Here is a 16103-nt window from a genome sequence, read left to right as displayed (position 1 = left end):
GGAATCGGCCTCAGCGCCTCTTCCAATCCACCCCGGCGTTCCCGCCGGGGGAGCCGCATATTCTGGCGGCTCTCTCCGATCCCGTCAACACCCCGTCAGGAGATGCCTCCGGCCCCGGACCGCCCCGAAACATCCAACCGTTCCGGGCGAGGGAGCCGACCATTATAGCCGGCTTCCCAAGGACTGCAACACCCAAGTGCCCGTCCTTCCCTTCGACCCCGCGGCGCCTTCAGCGGCGCCCCGCGTCGAGGGCTGCGCATTGTGCATGCGTATTCAGGTTTTGGGAAGCCCCCTCGTGGACGTGCCGTTATGGCGCCGTTGTGGAAACGGCCGGGACGCGCTGGCAGGGCACCCCCGCCTCCGCGCAGGCGCGCGCCACCGACTCGCCGACCGCGCAGCCGGCGGCGTGCACGCACGCCACATGCAGGCCCTCGCGCGCCAGTGCCACGGCCCTGCCTGCCGCCGCGTCCACGCCGGCATGCACGCGGCGCGCATCGCGGCGCGCCGGCTCCAGGGCGGCTTCGTCGACCGCACCGACCAGCAGCAGGACGTCGGCGGCATTGAGTGCGCGCAGCGCACGCAGGGTGTACAGGTCGGGCGCGCCGGCCTGCACCAGCGTCACCGACCCTTCGTCGCGGACGGCAGCCGCGGCGCGCTGCAGCTCCGCCTCGAACGCCGCCTCCAGGCGCGCCGGATCCGCGGCCAGTCCGGCCAGGCGGCCGCCCAGCAGGGCGTCGAACCAGCGCCGCCGGCGCGTGGTGTCGGGCAGGGCCTGGCGGATGCGTGCGCGGTGCCGGGCCAGCAGCGCGGCCAGCGCGCCCAGGGCCGGATCCAGCAGCGTTTCCAGGCGCTGGCGCACCTGGCGGGCCAGCATCGGCGCCGCACCTCCGGAGGAGATGGCCACCACCAGGGGACTGCGGTCCACCACCGCCGGCACGTGGAAGCTGGACAGCGCCGCGTCGTCGACCACGTTGACCAGACGGCGGCGGCGTCCGGCCTCGACGGCCAGCGCGGCGTTGAAGGCGGCATCGTCGGTGGCGGCCACCACCAGCCACGCCGCGTCCAGCCAGGCCGGATCGAAGTCGCCGGCAAGCCGCTCGATGCGTCCGGCTTCCAGCGCGGCCGCCAGCTCCGGATGCCGGACCGCGGTCGCGGGCAGCCGCACCACCGCGCCGGCCTCCAGCAGCGCGGCCACCTTGCGCGCGGCGACCTCGCCGCCGCCGACCACGAGCACCTCGCGCCCGCGCAGGTCGGCGAACAGCGGATACAGGCCCATCGTCCCGACTCCCGTTGGTCCGCCCGCATCCTCTCCGCTGCGCGGGTGCTTGTCACGCCCGGGCGCTCCCGGCGAGGAAACCGCCCAGCGCGGCGGCCACCTCGGCGGGGCGGTCCATGTGCAGGTGGTGACCGCCGTCCAGCACGGTCAGGGTGGCGGCGGGCAGGGCGGCCAGGCGCGCCTGGCGCAGCGCCTCGGGGAAATAGGGCTGGGCCTGGCGGGCGTACACCACATGCCCCGGGCACTCGACCGACGCCAGCAGCGCCACCGCCTGCTCCTCAGCCAGGCGGAAGGGCGCGGGCACGGTCAGGCGCGGATCGCTGCGCCAGGTGCAGCCGCCGGCCACGGCACGGGTACCGCGCTCGACCAGCAGGCGGGCGTTGGCCTCCTCCATGGGGCTGGCCTGCAAGCGCGCGCGCACCGCCACCTCCAGGTCGGGGAACACGCGCAGCGCCTTGCCGGCCAGCACGCGCAGCGCGGCCACGCCCTGGCGCAGGCGGGCGGCCGTGGCCTCCACCGCCTCGGCCAGCGGCCCCACGTTCTCGACCAGGGCCAGCCGCTCCACCCGCGCCGGCACCGCGGCGGCGAGCACGCAGGCCACCGCCGCCCCCATGGAATGGCCCAGCACGGCGAACCGCTCCCAGCCCAGCGCGTCGGCCGCGTCGAGCACCGCGTGCACGTAGGTGTCCAGGCGGTAGTCGGCCGCCGGCGGCAGGTGCGCGCTGCGACCGTGGCCGGGCAGGTCGAGCAGCAACAGGTCCAGCTCCGGCAGGTGCGGCAGCAGCGGCAGGAAGCTGGCGGCGTTGTCCAGCCAGCCGTGCAGGGCGACCACCCGCGGCGCGCCCGGACGCTCCAGGCGCAGCCCGGCCAGCTCACCCCACGGCGTGGGCAGGACGGTCTCCCGCGGACTCATGCACCGGCGGCACGGCGCGCCAGCCGGGCCAGCGCGTCGGCGTGGGCGGGCGCGTCGGTGAGGCAGGGGATGTAGCGCAGGCGGCCGCCGTGCCCGGCGAAGTGCTCGGCCAGGCCCATGGCCACCTCCTCCAGCGTCTCGATGCAGTCCACGGCGAAGCCCGGGCAGACCACATCCACCTCGCGCACGCCGGCCCCGGCCAGGCGGTCCAGCTCGGCCAGGGTGGACGGCTCCAGCCAGCGTTCGCGGCCGAAGCGCGACTGGTAGGACAGGGACCACTGCCCGGCCTCCAGACCCAGCGCCGCGGCGATGGCCGCCGCCGAATCGCGGCAGCGCTGCGGGTACGGGTCGCCGTTGTCGGCCAGGCGCTGCGGAATGCCGTGGAAGGAGAACAGCAGATGCCGGCCGCCGCCCTGGCACTGGCGGTGGGCGCGCACCGAGGCGGCCACCGCCTCCACCCAGGCGGCGTCGGTCGAGTAGTCCTCGATCAGGGTCACGTCCATGCCCTGGGTCTCCTCGGCCACCACGTCGGCCACCGAGGCGGTGGTGGTGGTCGAGTACTGCGGGTACAGCGGCAGCACCACCAGGCGGCGCACGCCGGATTCGCGCAGCTGGCGCAGCAGCGCGCGCAGCGAGGGCTTGCCGTAGCGCATGGCCGGCACCACCCGCCATTCCGGGATGCGCTGGCCGATCGCCGCGGCCAGGCGCGTGGTGTGGACCAGCAGCGGCGAACCCTCCTCCAGCCAGACCTTGGCGTAGTTGGCCGCCGAACGCGGGCCACGCAGCGGCAGGATCAGGCCGTACAGCAGCGGCTTCCAAAGCAGCGGCGGGATCGACACCACCCGCGGATCGCCGAGGAACTCGGCCAGGTAGCGCCGCACCGCGGGGGCCGTGGGCGCGTCGGGTGTGCCCAGGTTGACCACGACCAGGGCGGTGTCGGCAGGGGAGGCGCTTTGCATGGCAACATTCTGGCAGAGCCGGACGGAGCATACTCCGCCGGCCTCAGGCCCGATTCATTGGGCCGTCCCTAAGTTGCCCGAACGTGCGGCGCCCGCCGCAGTCCCATCCGGAGCCTTCCGCATGTCGCGTCTGCCGAAAATCCTGCTGTCGCTGGCCCTGCTGACCGCCGCCTGCCCCGTGCTCGCCGGCCCGGAGGAGGACGCGCGCGCCCGCAATGCCGTGCGCGTGCTGACCGAGATCCAGCAGATCCCCGAGCAGGCCATCCCGGAGAAGCTGCTGGACGAAGCGCGCGCCATCGTCGTCATCCCCGACACCATCAAGGCCGGCCTGGTGATCGGCGGCCGCCGCGGCCATGGCCTGATGTCGGTCAAGACCGCCGACGGCACCTGGTCCAACCCGGTGTTCGTCAAGCTCACCGGCGGCAGCATCGGCTTCCAGGCCGGCGTGCAGTCCTCGGACATCGTGCTGGTGTTCCGCAACGACCGCAGCCTGGACGACATCGTCAACGGCAAGTTCACCCTCGGCGCGGACGCGGCCGTGGCCGCCGGCCCGGTGGGCCGCAATGCCGCCGCCGCCACCGATGGCCAGCTGAAGGCCGAGATCTGGTCCTGGTCGCGCGCCCGCGGCCTGTTCGCCGGCGTGGCCCTGGATGGCGCGGTGCTGCAGATCGACCACGACGCCCAGGCCGCCGTGTACGGCCCCACCACCACTCCGCGCATGGTCTTCGAGAACCGCGCGCAGGCCGCGCCCTCGGCCGCGGTGGTCGCCTTCCGCGACCAGCTGGAGGAAGCCACCTACGCGGCGCGGGTCTCGCGCAACGGCGGCCAGGCGGCCACCCCGGCGGTCCGGCCCGCCGCCACGGCCACTCCGGCCACCCCGGCCGCGCAGACCGCGCCGGTGGTGCCGGTGGACCCGGCCACCGTCCCGGCCGGCCCGGCGCCGACCCGCGGCTTCGAGCCGGTGGAGGAGGGCGGCGTGCGCACCGAGCCGCTGCCGTAACGCTTATCGCTTATCCTGTCTGCCTGTTCCCGATTCCTGCGAGCGTGCCATGGGCGGTCTGAGCATTTGGCATTGGATCATCGTGCTGGTGGTGGTGCTGCTGGTGTTCGGCACCAAGCGCCTGCGCAATGCCGGCCGCGACCTCGGCGAGGCCGTGAAGGGCTTCAAGGAAGGCATGCGCGGGGAGGAGGACAAGCCCGCCGCCCGGCTGGGCAACGAGCGCAAGTCCGGGTCAGCCGACTCCAGGGAAGCGTCCGGGCACGACCGTTCCGAGCCCTGATCCGCGGCGGTCGCGCGGATGTTCGACATCGGCTTCGGCGAGCTGCTGCTGATCGCGGTGGTCGCGCTGGTGGTGCTCGGCCCGCAACGGCTGCCGCGCGCGGCCCGCTTCGCCGGGCTGTGGGTGCGCCGCGCCCGCGCGCAGTGGTACTCGGTCAAGGCCGAACTGGAGCGCGAGCTGGAGGCCGAGGAACTCAAGCGCAGCCTGCAGCAGACACAGGCCGCGCTGCGCCAGGCCCAGGCCACCCTGCAGCAGGAGGCCGAGGCCGCGCGCCAGGGCCTGGATGCCCTGGAACGGCAGGACGGGGCCGACCCGGCCGCCACGTCCGGTGCGCCCGTCACGCCGGCGCCGGATGCCCCGCAGGAGAAGCGCGATGGATCCGGCCAGCCCTGAGCCCGGCGCCGAAGGCAGCCTGATGGAGCACCTGCTGGAGCTGCGCTCGCGCATCCTGCGCGGCGTGGCCGGCCTGGCGGTGGTGCTGCTGGCGCTGCTGCCGTTCGCCAACCGCCTGTACGCCTGGCTGGCCCGGCCACTGCTGGACAAGCTGCCCGAGGGCGGGCAGCTGATCGCGGTGGAGGTGGCCTCGCCATTCTTCACCCCGATCAAGCTGGCCTTCTTCGTCGCGCTGATGGCCAGCGCGCCATGGCTGCTGTACCAGGCCTGGGCCTTCGTCGCCCCGGGCCTGTACCAGCGCGAAAAGCGCCTGGCGCTGCCGCTGCTGGTGTCCGCGGTGGCCCTGTTCTACGCCGGCTGCGCCTTCGCCTTCTTTGCGGTGCTGCCGGCGGTGTTCGGCTTCCTGGCCCACATCAAGCCCGAAGGGGGGGCGATGATGACCGACATCAACGCCTACCTGGACTTCGTGCTGGTGATCTTCATCGCCTTCGGCGCCAGCTTCGAGCTGCCGGTGGCGCTGGTGATCCTGGTGCTGCTGGGCTGGGTCACGCCCGACCAGCTGCGCGCCGGGCGCGGCTACGCCATCGTCGGCATCTTCGTGCTGGCGGCGATCATCACCCCGCCGGACGTGGTCTCGCAGCTGCTGCTGGCCGTGCCCATGTGCCTGCTGTACGAGGCCGGGATCCTGGCCGCCGGCCTGGCGGCGCGGCGGCACGGCCAGACCTGACCGCTCAGACCTCGATGCTGCCGCTGGGCTGCGGCGGCGCCGCCACGCCCGCGCCGCGGCCGAACACCTGGCTCCAGGCGGTGAACACCGCACCGGCCAGCACCGGCATCACCACGCCCGTGAACAGCAGCTGTGCCAGCCAGGCCGCCGGCCACGGCCCCAGCAGCAGCTGCACCGGCACCGAGACTAGGGCCACGGCGAAGTACACGCCCGCCAGGCTCAGTCCCGCAAGCAGGAAGAACACCAGCACCGCCGGCAGGTTGCGCCAGGCCGCGCGCAGGCTGTCGCCCATCGCCGCCAGGCCGCCACGGTGGTCGAACATGATCCGCGGCACGGCCAGGAACACGGTCATGGCCACGCCCGCCGCGGCCAGTACGCCCAGCAGCAGCCACAGCAGGATGCGCCCGGCCGGCAGCCCGCCGACCAGCGCCTGCACCTCCTCCGGCGAGGGCTGCGCCCCGGAGCGGGCCATCGCGTCCAGCTCGTCGCGCACCTCCACCAGCCGCTGCAGCTGCTCGCCGCCGACCAGGACCAGCAGCAACATGCCCAGCACCAGACCGGCCACCACCTGCGGCAGCACCGTGGCCAGCAGCTGCGGCACCCGGCCCTCGCGCGCGCCCTGCAGCAGGTGGCCCGGCAGGGCCGGCCGGCCCTGGGCCACCTCGCGCACCGCCCACACCAGCCCGCCGAACAGCACCGGCCCGGCCAGCGCCAGCAGCAGCTGCAGCACCGCGGCCAGCGCCGGCAGCGCCATCGCCGCCACCAGCAGCAGCGCGCCGAACAGCCCCCACAGGGCCCCCAGCGACCCCAGCGGCAGCGGGGCGCGCCGCAGCAGCGCCCAGCCGCCGAGCACCCATTCCGCGCCGGCCGAGGCCGGCAGCTTGCGACTCGTATCCATCTTCATCCCGGTGACGCACCCCACGGGGGCGCAGGGCCATTATCGGCGATCGGCGGCCGGACCGAGGTGCGCGTGCCCGTGGTGGCCGCGGGCATGGCGCACGAAGCGGCGCAGCAGGCCGCGCGCCTGCGGCGCGGCGCTGACGGACCGGGCCACCTCGCGCGGGCAGTGGCCGTGGCGGCGCAGGCACTCGGCCCGGGCGTGCACGTAGCCGCGCATGTGGTGGGTGGCGAACTCCGGATGGAACTGCACGCCCCAGGCGGCCGCGCCCCAGCGGAAGGCCTGGCAGCCGTCCAGCGCCGAGCGCGCCAGCACCGTGGCGCCCTCCGGTGGCCGCAGCACGGTCTGCAGGTGGGTGGCATGGGCCGGGAAGCGCGGCGGCAGGCCGGCGAACAGCGGGTCGGCGAAGGCCGGCGGGTGCAGGTCGATGAACACCGTGCCGGACTCGCGCCCGGCCGGGTTGTAGTCCACCTCGCCGCCCAGGGCATGGGCCAGCAGCTGGTGGCCGTAGCAGATGCCCAGCAGCGGCGTGCCCGCGTCCACGGCCTGGCGGATCCAGTCGGCGGTGCGCTCGCTCCACTCGGCGCGGTCGGTGACGAAGGCCGCCGAGCCGCTGACGATCACCCCGGCGACCCGGTCCGGGGCCGGCAGGGGATCGCCGCGCTCGGGATTGGCCTCCACCACATCGGCCGCCCGCAGTCCGGCCGCGACCCGGATCCAGTGCGGGAAGCGGCCGTAGCGCCGCAACCGCTCCACCGGCAGGCCGGTTTCGACGATCAGGAAGGGGGCGCGGCGGGTGGCGTTCACGGGACGGGGGACCCTGCGGGAAAGTAGCGATTGAAACCGCCAGATCCCGCAGAATGCGGGGCTCGGGCCTATACTAGCCCGCTTTTCCGCACCGCAATAAAGCCGATGACCGGACCGACCTTCCAGGGACTGATCCAGGCGCTCAACAGCTACTGGGCCGAGCAGGGCTGCGTGCTGATCCAGCCGCTCGACCTGGAGGTCGGCGCCGGCACCTTCCACCCCGCCACCTTCCTGCGCGCGCTCGGCCCGGAGCCGTGGAACGCCGCCTACGTGCAGCCTTCCCGCCGCCCGACCGACGGCCGCTATGGCGAGAACCCCAACCGCCTGCAGCGCTACTACCAGTACCAGGTGGTGATGAAGCCCAGCCCGGACAACATCCAGGAGCTGTACCTGGGCTCGCTCAGGGCGCTGGGCATCGACCCGCAGGTGCACGACCTGCGCTTCGTCGAGGACAACTGGGAATCGCCCACCCTGGGCGCCTGGGGCCTGGGCTGGGAGGTCTGGCTCAACGGCATGGAGGTGACCCAGTTCACCTACTTCCAGCAGGCCGGCGGCCTGGAGTGCAGGCCGGTGCTCGGCGAGATCACCTACGGCCTCGAGCGCCTGTGCATGTACCTGCAGAACGTGGACAACGTCTACGACCTGGTCTGGACCATCGGTCCGCAGGGCCCGGTGACCTACGGCGACGTGTACCACCAGAACGAGGTCGAGCAGAGCGCCTACAACTTCGAGCACGCCGACGTGGCCGAGCTGTTCCACCGCTTCGACGCCTGCGAGGCCGAGGCGCTGAGGCTGGTGGAGGCGCAGCTGCCGCTGCCGGCCTACGAGCAGGTGTGCAAGGCCAGCCACACCTTCAACCTGCTGGACGCCCGCCGCGCCATCAGCGTCACCGAGCGCCAGCGCTACATCCTGCGGGTGCGCACCCTGGCGCAGGCGGTGGCCCGCGCCTACTACGCGCAGCGCGAGAAGCTCGGCTTCCCGGGCCTCAAGCGCGCCTCCACGAACTGAGCGGACGTTTTCCATGGATGCACAGATGCGCCCCCTGCTGATCGAACTGGGCACCGAGGAGCTGCCGGTCAAGGCCCTGCCGGGCCTGGCCCGGGCCTTCTTCGACGGCGTCACCGCCGCCCTGGCCAGGCGCGGCATCGCCTTCGAGGCCGGCGACGCGCGCCCGCTGTACACCCCGCGGCGCCTGGCCGTGCTGCTGCCGAAGGTGGCCACCGAGCAACCGGAGCAGCGCGCGGAGGTGCTGGGGCCGTACGTGAACGTGGCCCTGGACGGGGAGGGCAGGCCGACCCGCGCGCTGGAGGGCTTCGCCGCCAAGCAGGGCGTGGAGTGGACCGCGCTGGAGCGGGTGAGCGACGCCAAGGGCGAGCGCTTCGTGCACCGCTCGGTCAAGCCGGGCGCGGCCACCGCCGCGCTGCTGCCGGAGATCGTGGCCGAGGCCATCGCCGCCATGCCCATTCCCAAGCCGATGCGCTGGGGCGACCACGACTACGCCTTCGCCCGCCCGGTACACTGGCTGGTGCTGCTGCTGGGCAACGAGGTGGTGCCGGCGCACGTGCTGGGCGTGACCTCCGACCGCATGAGCCGCGGCCACCGCTTCGGCCACGCCAAGCCGGTGTGGATCAACACGCCGGAGGACTACGTGGACGCGCTGCGTGCCGCCCGCGTGCTGGTGGATCCGGAGGAGCGCCGCGCGCGCATCGTCGAGCAGGCCGAGCAGGCCGCGCGCCAGGCCGGCGGCCAGGCGCGCATCACCGGGGACAACCTCGAGCAGGTGGTATGCCTGACCGAATGGCCCAAGGCCGTGCTGTGCAGCTTCGAGCGCGAGTTCCTGGCCGTGCCGCAGGAAGCGCTGATCGAAACCATGGAGGTCAACCAGAAGTTCTTCCCGGTGCTGGACGCCCAGGGCCGGCTGACCGAGCACTTCATCGGCATCGCCAACATCGAGTCCAGGAACGAGGCCGAGGTGCGCAAGGGCTACGAGCGCGTGATCCGGCCACGCTTCTCGGACGCCAAGTTCTTCTTCGACGAGGACCTCAAGCAGGGCCTGCTGGCCATGGGCGAGGGCCTGAAGACCGTCACCTACCAGGCCAGGCTCGGCACGGTGGCCGACAAGGTCGCGCGCGTGGCCCGGCTGGCCGAGGCCATCGCCGTGCAGGTGGGCGTGGACCCGGCGCTGGCGCGGCGTGCGGCCGAACTGTCCAAGAACGACCTGCAGAGCCGCATGGTCAACGAGTTCCCGGAGCTGCAGGGCATCGCCGGCCGCCACTACGCGCTGGCCGCGGGCGAGCCGGCCGAAGTGGCGGTGGCCATCGACGAGGCCTACATGCCGCGCTTTGCCGGCGACGACATCGCCGCCTCGCCGCTGGGCAAGGTGCTGGCCATCGCCGAGCGCCTGGACACCCTGGCCGGCGGCTTCGCCGCCGGGCTCAAGCCCACCGGCAACAAGGACCCGTTCGCCCTGCGCCGCAACGCGCTGGGCCTGGCGCGCACCGTCATCGAACCCGGCTTCGCCCTGCCGCTGGACCAGCTGCTGGCCACCGCGGCCGCGGCCATCGGCGCGGTGCCTTCCGGCAAGGACAACAGGCCCGTGCCGGCCGACGCCGGGGAGCTGTACGACTTCATCCTCGACCGCCTGCGCGGCTACTACGCCGACAAGGGCGTGCCGGCGGCGCACTTCAACGCCGTGGCTGAGCTCAGGCCGGCCTCGCTGTACGACTTCGACCGCCGCGTGGACGCGATCGGCCAGTTCGCGCAGCTGCCCGAGGCCGAGGCGCTGGCCGCGGCCAACAAGCGCATCGGCAACATCCTGAAGAAGGCCGACATCGCCATCCCGGACGCGGTGGACGCGGCCCTGCTGCGGGAGCCGGCCGAGGCCGCGCTGGCCGAGGCGGTGGAGGCGGCGCTGGCCGACACCGACGCGGCCCTGCAGCGCCACGACTACGTGGCCGTGCTCGCCCGCCTGGCGCGGCTGCGCCCGCAGGTGGACGCGTTCTTCGAACAGGTGCTGGTCAACGCCGAGGAACCGGCCGTGCGCGGCAATCGCCTGGCCCTGCTCAGGCGCCTGGGCGACCGCTTCGGCGCGGTCGCCGCCATCGCCCACCTGTCGGCGTGAGTCCCGCGGTCCCCGGCCGGCGCCGCCGCGCCGGGGACGCGCCGCGGCCCCTCCACGCGGCCTTCAGGTGGCCGCCACCGGTTCCCGGTATGCTGCGGTGATGCGGCCTTTCCTGCGTCTCGGCACCCTCGCCCTGGTCCTGCTCCTGCTGCCGTGCGCCGCGGCCGCGCGCGGCACCATCCAGAAGGTGGAGATCCGCGGCCTGGAGAAGGACGAGCCGCTGGCGCAGAACGTGCGCCAGGCCCTGACCCTGAACCAGGCGCTGGGCAAGGCGCAGGGCGAATCGCGCCTGGAATACCTGCTGATCCGCGCCGAGAAGGAGGCGCGCCAGGCGCTGGAGCCGTTCGGCTACTACTCGGCGGTGGTGCGGGTCGAGGCCCCGCGCGACGAGCAGGACCGGATCACCGTCATCCTGCACGTCGACAAGGGCGAGCCGGTGCGGGTGCGCGACTGGCACGTGGAGATCGTCGGCCCCGGCGGCGAGGACCGCTACCTGCAGGAGGACCTGGAGGCGTTCCGGCCGCGCCCGGGCGACGTGTTCGACCATGAGACCTACGAGACCAACAAGGACGGCATCACCCACCGCCTGGCCGAGCGCGGCTACTTCGACGCCGACTTCATGGAGCGCGAGGTGCGGGTGACCCGCGCCGACAACGCGGCCGACATCGCCCTGGTCTGGGACAGCGGTTTCCGCTACGACATGGGGCCGACCACCTTCCACCAGGACTACTTCCGGCCCGGCCTGCTGGAGAAGCTGGTCCGCTGGGAGGAGGGCAGCTATTTCCACCAGGGCAAGCTGGACCGGCTGCGCGAATCGCTGGTCAAGCTCGACTACTTCAGCGTCATCGACATCCAGCCGCTGCCGGACGAGGCCGACGACGACTACCGCGTGCCGATCGACGTGCGCCTGACCCTGGCCCGCCGCAACATCTACACCGCCGGCCTGTCCTACGGCACCGAGAGCGGCGCCGGCGTGCGCCTGGGCCTGGAGCGGCGCTACGTCAACAACCGTGGCCACAAGCTCAACTACGACCTGGAGTGGGCGCAGAAGCGCAAGAGCGGGCTGGTGCAGTACCGCATCCCCGCCTTCGCCTGGCTGGACGGCTGGTACGCGGTGGCGGCCAGCGCCTACGACGAGCAGACCGACTACATCGACCTGCGCAACGTGAAGCTCACCGGCAGCCGCAGCGGCGAGCTGGACTGGCGCTGGACCCTGATCGCCTCGCTCAACGCCCTGCGCGAGCGCTGGAGCTACGACATGGACCGGGCCACCGGCGAGCGCCTGTACGCCTACTCGACCCTGCTCTACCCGGAGCTGTCGGCCACCTACGTGGACGTGGACGACCGCCTGTTCCCGCGCCGCGGCTTCAGTGCCACCGCCACCCTGCGCGCCGGCGGCGGCGGTTCGGACAGCGGCTTCGCCCAGCTGTGGACCGGCGGCACCTGGTTCCACGGCCTGGGCGAGGGCGCCGACCGCCTGATCGTGCGCGGCGAGGCCGGCACCACCTGGACCAACGCGCTGATGGACATGCCGCCCAGCCTGCGCTTCTTCGCCGGCGGCGACCGCAGCATCCGCGGCTACGCCTGGCGCGAGGTCGGCCCGCGCGTGCGCGACGACTTCGCCAAGGGCGCACGCCACGTCATCACCGGTTCGGTGGAGTACGAGCGCTACTTCGGCGACGGACCCTGGGGCGGGGCGGTGTTCGTGGACGCCGGCGACGCCTTCGACGACACCCCGGACATCCACGTCGGCGTGGGCCTGGGCGTGCGCTGGCGCTCGCCGGTGGGCCCGGTGCGCATCGACATCGCCCGCGGCCTGGACCATCCGGACTCGCAGTTCCAGATCTACCTCAGCCTGGGAGCGCAGTTTTGAGCACGCCCTCGCCCACGCCCGCGCCGCCGCGGCCGCGCTTCTACCGGCGCCGCCGCTTCTGGGCCTGGTCCGGCCTGGCCACGCTGGCCGGCGTGCTCGGCCTGGCCGTGCTCGGCTACTGGCTGCTGCAGACCGTGGCCGGGCGCGACGTGCTGCTGGCGCAGGTGGTCTCGCGCCTGCCGGTGGACGCGCGCCTGAGCTGGGAGAAGGCCGAAGGTCCGCTGGCCGGGCCGCTGGTGCTGCACGGCCTGGAGTTCCACTGGCAGGACTACCGCTTCAGCGCGCGCCGCGCCTACCTGGACCCGGACATCCGCCCGCTGCTGGGCCGGCGCCTGCGCCTGGACCGCTTCGAGCTGGAGGGCGCCCGCCTGCAGCTGGCGGCAAGCGAGGAACCCTTCGAGCTGCCGCGCTGGCCGGACGTGCTGCCGGCCATCGAGATGCCGCTGGCCATCCAGGCCGACCGCATCATCATCGACGGGCTGGCCGTGCATTCCGGCGGCGAGCCGGTGATCGACATCCGCCGCCTGCGCGGCGGCATCGACATCGCCAACGGCCGCCTGCATGCCGAGCACCTGGAGGTGGACAGCGACCGTGGCCGCTTCACCGTGCACGGCGACTACGTGCCGGCCGACAACTACCGCAGCGACCTGCTGGCCACCGCCGTGCTGCCGGCGCCGCACGGGCACAGCCCGGCGCGCCTGGGCCTGGTCGCACGCGGCGACCTGTCGCGCATGGAGCTGGGCATCGGCGGCCGCGCGCCGGAGCCGCTGCGCGCCACCCTGGTGCTGGACGGGCCGCGCGAAGCCCCGCGCTGGCGGCTGCAGGCGCGCAGCGAGGGGCTGGACCCGGCGCTGCTGGCCGGCGGCGGGCCTGGAACGGACCGGCTGCGCTTCGAGCTCGAGGCCATCGGCCGGGGCGGCGCGGCGCGGCTGGCCGGCAGCGGCCAGTACGGCGGCGAGCCGTTCGTGGTGGCGCCCTCGCAGGTGGTGCTGGAGGAGCAGGTGCTGAGCGTCGCCCCGCTGGCCCTGGAACTGTACGGCGGCCAGGTGCGGCTGCGCGGCACCGCCGACTTCGCCGACCCGGAGGACGGCCGCTTCCGCTTCTCGCTCAACGCCCAGGGCCTGCGCCTGCCGGCGCAGGACCCGGCCGCGCCGGCGGTGGTGCTGGAGGAGGCCAGGCTGGGCGTGGCCGGCTCGGTGCGGCGCTGGGCCGTGTACGGCCAGGCCGCGGTCGCCCGCGGCGCCGACCGTGCCAGTGCCGAGCTGGACGTGCGCGGCGATGCCGGAGGCGCGCGCATCCACGCCCTGCAGGCGCGCATGCCCACCGGCACCCTGCGGGCCAGCGGCGAGGCGGCCTGGACGCCGCGCCTGGCCTGGGACCTGGACCTGCGCCTGGACGGCTTCGACCCGGGCTACTTCGCCCCCGGCTGGGACGGCCGGGTGGACGGACGCCTGGCCACCCGCGGCCGGGCCCGCGCCGACGCCGGCTTCGACGCGCTGTTCGACCTGCAGGACCTGGGCGGTCGCCTGCGCGGCCGCGACCTGGCCGGCCGCGGCCAGGTGCGCCTGCAGGGCGAGGCCGGCGAGAGCGAGCTGGTCCTGGCCCTGGGTGGCAGCCGCGTGCAGGCCGGCGGCCGCTTCGGCGAGCGCGTGGACCTGCGTGCGCAGCTGCAGCCGCTGCGCCTGGACGACCTGCTGCCGGGCGCCTCCGGCGAGCTGCAGGGCAGCCTGCCCCTGGCCGGCGCCCGCGCCACCCCGGACCTGGCCGCCGACCTGCACGGCCGCGGCCTGCGCTGGAACGACTGGACCGCCGACAGCCTGGCCCTGCAGGGCCGCCTGCCCTGGCGCGGCCGCGACGGCGACCTGCGCCTGCAGGCCGGCGGGCTGCAGGCCGGCATCGCCGTGCAGCACGTGGACCTGCGCGCCCGCGGCGCGGTCGAGGACCTGCAGGTGGAGGCCGAGGCGGTCAGCCTGGAGCTGGCCACGGTGAGCCTGGCCGGGCAGCTGCAGCGGCGCGGCGCCGACTGGCGGGGCAACGTGGCGCGGCTGCGCCTGGCCCCGGCCCGCGGCCACGTCTGGACCCTGCAGGCGCCGGCCGCGTTCACCGTCCTGCCGGCCGGGCGCTGGCGGCTGGAGCCGGCCTGCCTGGCGGCGGTGGCGCGCGACGCCGAGACCACCGAGGAGGCCTCGATCTGCGCCAGCGCCGACTGGCCGCGCGAAGGCCTGCGGCTGGCCAGCCAGCGCCTGCCGCTGAGCCTGGTCCACCCCTGGCTGCCGCGCAACGAGGGCCGCGCCCTGGTGCTGCGCGGCGAGCTGACCCTGGACGCGCGCCTGCGCCCGCAGGGCCAGCGCTGGACCGGCGAGGTGCACGTTGCCTCGCCCGACGGCGGCCTGCGCCTGGGCGACCGCTCGCGGCGCGAGCTGGCCCGCTACGACAACTTCAGCCTGGACCTGGAGTTCAACCCGCAGCAGATCCAGGGCCGGCTGGGCAGCGGCTTCAAGGGCGACGGCTACGTGGATGCCACCTTCCGCACCGGCTGGGAGGACCACAGCCCGCTGACCGGCGAGCTGTACACCTACGTCGGCCGGCTGTTCTGGCTGGAGCTGTTCTCGCCGGACCTGGTGCGCCCGCAGGGCGTGCTGCGCGGCCACGTCAGCCTGCGCGGCACCCGCGGCCAGCCGGCGCTGGGCGGCCAGCTGCTGCTGGAGGACTTCACCGCCGAGCTGCCGGTGCTGGGCCTGAGCCTGGCCGAGGGCCGCGGCCGGCTCGACGCCCAGCCGGACGGCTCGGCCCGGATCGAGGCCGCGCTGCGCTCGGGCGAGGGCACCCTGGCGGTGGACGGCGCGCTGTCGTGGTATGGCCAGGCCACGCCGTTGCAGCTGGCCATCCGTGGCGACAGCGTGCTGATCGCCGACACCGCGCAGCTGCACGCGGTGGCCAATCCCGACCTGCAGTTCAGCCTCGACGGCCGGACGATGGTCCTGCGCGGCGAGGTGGAGGTGCCCAGCGCGCGCATCGACCTGGAGCGGCTGGACCAGGGCGCCACCGTGTCCGAGGATGTGGTGGTGCTGGACCCGGTGGATCCGGAGGAAACGCCCGAGGCGCCGCTGGACCTGGACCTGGCGCTGGTGCTGGGCCGCGACGTGCGCCTGTCCGGCTTCGGCCTGGACGGGGCCCTGCAGGGCCGCCTGCAGGTGCGCGCGCGCCCGGGCCGGGAGATGGCCGCCACCGGCGTGCTGGACGTGTCCGGCAAGTACGAGGCCTACGGCCAGGAACTGCAGATCTCGCGCGGACAGATGACCTGGAGCAACAACCCGGTCAACGACCCGCGCATCCACCTGCGCGCCGAGCGCCGGGTGGAGGACATCACCGCCGGCATCGACGTCACCGGCCGTGCCCTGCAGCCGCGGGTGGAGGTGTGGTCCGACCCCGCCCTGCCGCAGTCCGAGGCCCTCTCCTACCTGGTGCTGGGCCGCAGCCTGGAAGGCGCCACCCGCGCCCAGGCGCAGCAGATCAGCGCCGCCTCGGCGGCCATGTCCGCCGGCACCGGCCTGCTGGCCGCGCGCCTGGGCGCCAAGCTGGGCCTGGACGACGCCGGCGTGACCCAGTCGCGCGCCCTCGGCGGCTCGGTGGTGGGCATCGGCAAGTACCTCTCGCCCAGGCTGTACGTCGGCTACGGCGTGTCGCTGGTCGGCAGCGGCCAGGTGCTGGTGCTCAAGTACCTGCTGCGCAAGGGCTTCGACATGGAGATCGAGTCCTCCACGGTGGAGACGCGCGGCTCGATCAACTGGCGGCGCGAGAAGTAGCGGCGTGACCGGTGACGGTTGTCCGCCCGCGCCGCAGCCGCTACCGTCCC

At 74.1% G+C, this 16103-nt stretch carries 12 protein-coding genes and 1 pseudogene; 8 read left to right on the top strand and 5 right to left on the bottom strand.

The annotated features are described in order from the left end of the window. Positions 1-307: 307 nt before the first annotated feature. Genes CR938_RS08380 through hemH form a run of 3 tightly spaced genes read right to left on the bottom strand, consistent with a single transcriptional unit; the run spans position 308 to position 3148 of the window. Positions 308-1276 carry an NAD(P)-dependent oxidoreductase gene (locus CR938_RS08380; protein WP_162124578.1) on the bottom strand — a complete coding sequence of 323 codons (969 nt, stop codon included), beginning with the start codon at positions 1274-1276 and terminating at the stop codon, positions 308-310. Positions 1277-1328: 52 nt separating this feature from the next. Next, positions 1329-2189 (bottom strand): alpha/beta fold hydrolase, encoded by an 861-nt coding sequence (locus tag CR938_RS08375; protein WP_162124577.1) that lies wholly within the window; start codon positions 2187-2189, stop codon positions 1329-1331. Further along, a complete protein-coding gene (gene hemH / locus CR938_RS08370; RefSeq protein ID WP_162124576.1) occupies positions 2186-3148 on the bottom strand; it encodes a ferrochelatase in 963 nt (320 codons plus the stop codon). The genes CR938_RS08375 and hemH overlap by 4 nt, the downstream gene beginning before the upstream one ends. Before the next feature lie 121 nt (positions 3149-3269). Here hemH and CR938_RS08365 point away from each other — a divergent pair, with 121 nt between their 5' ends. The 4 genes and pseudogenes from CR938_RS08365 to tatC all read left to right on the top strand — a co-directional run bounded on the left by CR938_RS08365 (position 3270) and on the right by tatC (position 5548). Next, entirely contained in the window at positions 3270-4148 is an 879-nt protein-coding gene (locus tag CR938_RS08365) for a lipid-binding SYLF domain-containing protein (protein WP_162124575.1), read from the top strand. A 49-nt stretch (positions 4149-4197) separates the two neighbouring features. Continuing rightward, a complete protein-coding gene (gene tatA / locus CR938_RS08360; RefSeq protein ID WP_162124574.1) occupies positions 4198-4428 on the top strand; it encodes a Sec-independent protein translocase subunit TatA in 231 nt (76 codons plus the stop codon). An 18-nt stretch (positions 4429-4446) separates the two neighbouring features. Further along, a pseudogene (gene tatB, locus CR938_RS14960) lies at positions 4447-4818 on the top strand (Sec-independent protein translocase protein TatB); the annotation flags it as partial. Further along, on the top strand, positions 4802-5548 hold the full coding sequence (tatC, locus tag CR938_RS08350) for a twin-arginine translocase subunit TatC (protein ID WP_162124572.1): 747 nt from the start codon (positions 4802-4804) through the stop codon (positions 5546-5548). The pseudogene tatB and the gene tatC, both read left to right, overlap by 17 nt. A 4-nt stretch (positions 5549-5552) precedes the next feature. Here the strand turns inward: tatC and CR938_RS08345 are convergent, their stop codons facing one another. After that, complete coding sequence (locus CR938_RS08345) at positions 5553-6446, bottom strand: BPSS1780 family membrane protein (RefSeq protein WP_162124571.1); 894 nt, start codon at positions 6444-6446, stop codon at positions 5553-5555. Between the two features lie 39 nt (positions 6447-6485). Then, on the bottom strand, positions 6486-7253 hold the full coding sequence (locus tag CR938_RS08340) for a glutamine amidotransferase (protein ID WP_162124570.1): 768 nt from the start codon (positions 7251-7253) through the stop codon (positions 6486-6488). Between the two features lie 105 nt (positions 7254-7358). Between CR938_RS08340 and glyQ the strand changes: the two genes are divergently transcribed. From glyQ to CR938_RS08320, 4 genes are all read left to right on the top strand, one after another. After that, positions 7359-8261, top strand: coding sequence for a glycine--tRNA ligase subunit alpha (gene glyQ, locus CR938_RS08335; RefSeq protein WP_162124569.1), 903 nt, complete (start codon positions 7359-7361; stop codon positions 8259-8261). A 13-nt stretch (positions 8262-8274) separates the two neighbouring features. Continuing rightward, positions 8275-10374, top strand: coding sequence for a glycine--tRNA ligase subunit beta (glyS, locus tag CR938_RS08330; RefSeq protein WP_162124568.1), 2100 nt, complete (start codon positions 8275-8277; stop codon positions 10372-10374). Between the two features lie 100 nt (positions 10375-10474). Then, the gene (locus tag CR938_RS08325; protein ID WP_162124567.1) at positions 10475-12247 is read left to right on the top strand and encodes an autotransporter assembly complex protein TamA; all 1773 of its coding nucleotides are present in this window, start codon (positions 10475-10477) and stop codon (positions 12245-12247) included. Next, the gene (locus CR938_RS08320; protein WP_162124566.1) at positions 12244-16053 is read left to right on the top strand and encodes a translocation/assembly module TamB domain-containing protein; all 3810 of its coding nucleotides are present in this window, start codon (positions 12244-12246) and stop codon (positions 16051-16053) included. Before CR938_RS08325 ends, CR938_RS08320 begins: the two co-directional genes overlap by 4 nt. Positions 16054-16103: the final 50 nt, after the last annotated feature.

It is taken from the genome of Pseudoxanthomonas taiwanensis (genome assembly GCF_010093135.1).
Lineage (GTDB): Bacteria > Pseudomonadota > Gammaproteobacteria > Xanthomonadales > Xanthomonadaceae > Pseudoxanthomonas > Pseudoxanthomonas taiwanensis.
The sequence above is the reverse complement of the archived record's forward strand: the minus strand, read 5'-3'. Positions and strand labels throughout refer to the sequence as shown.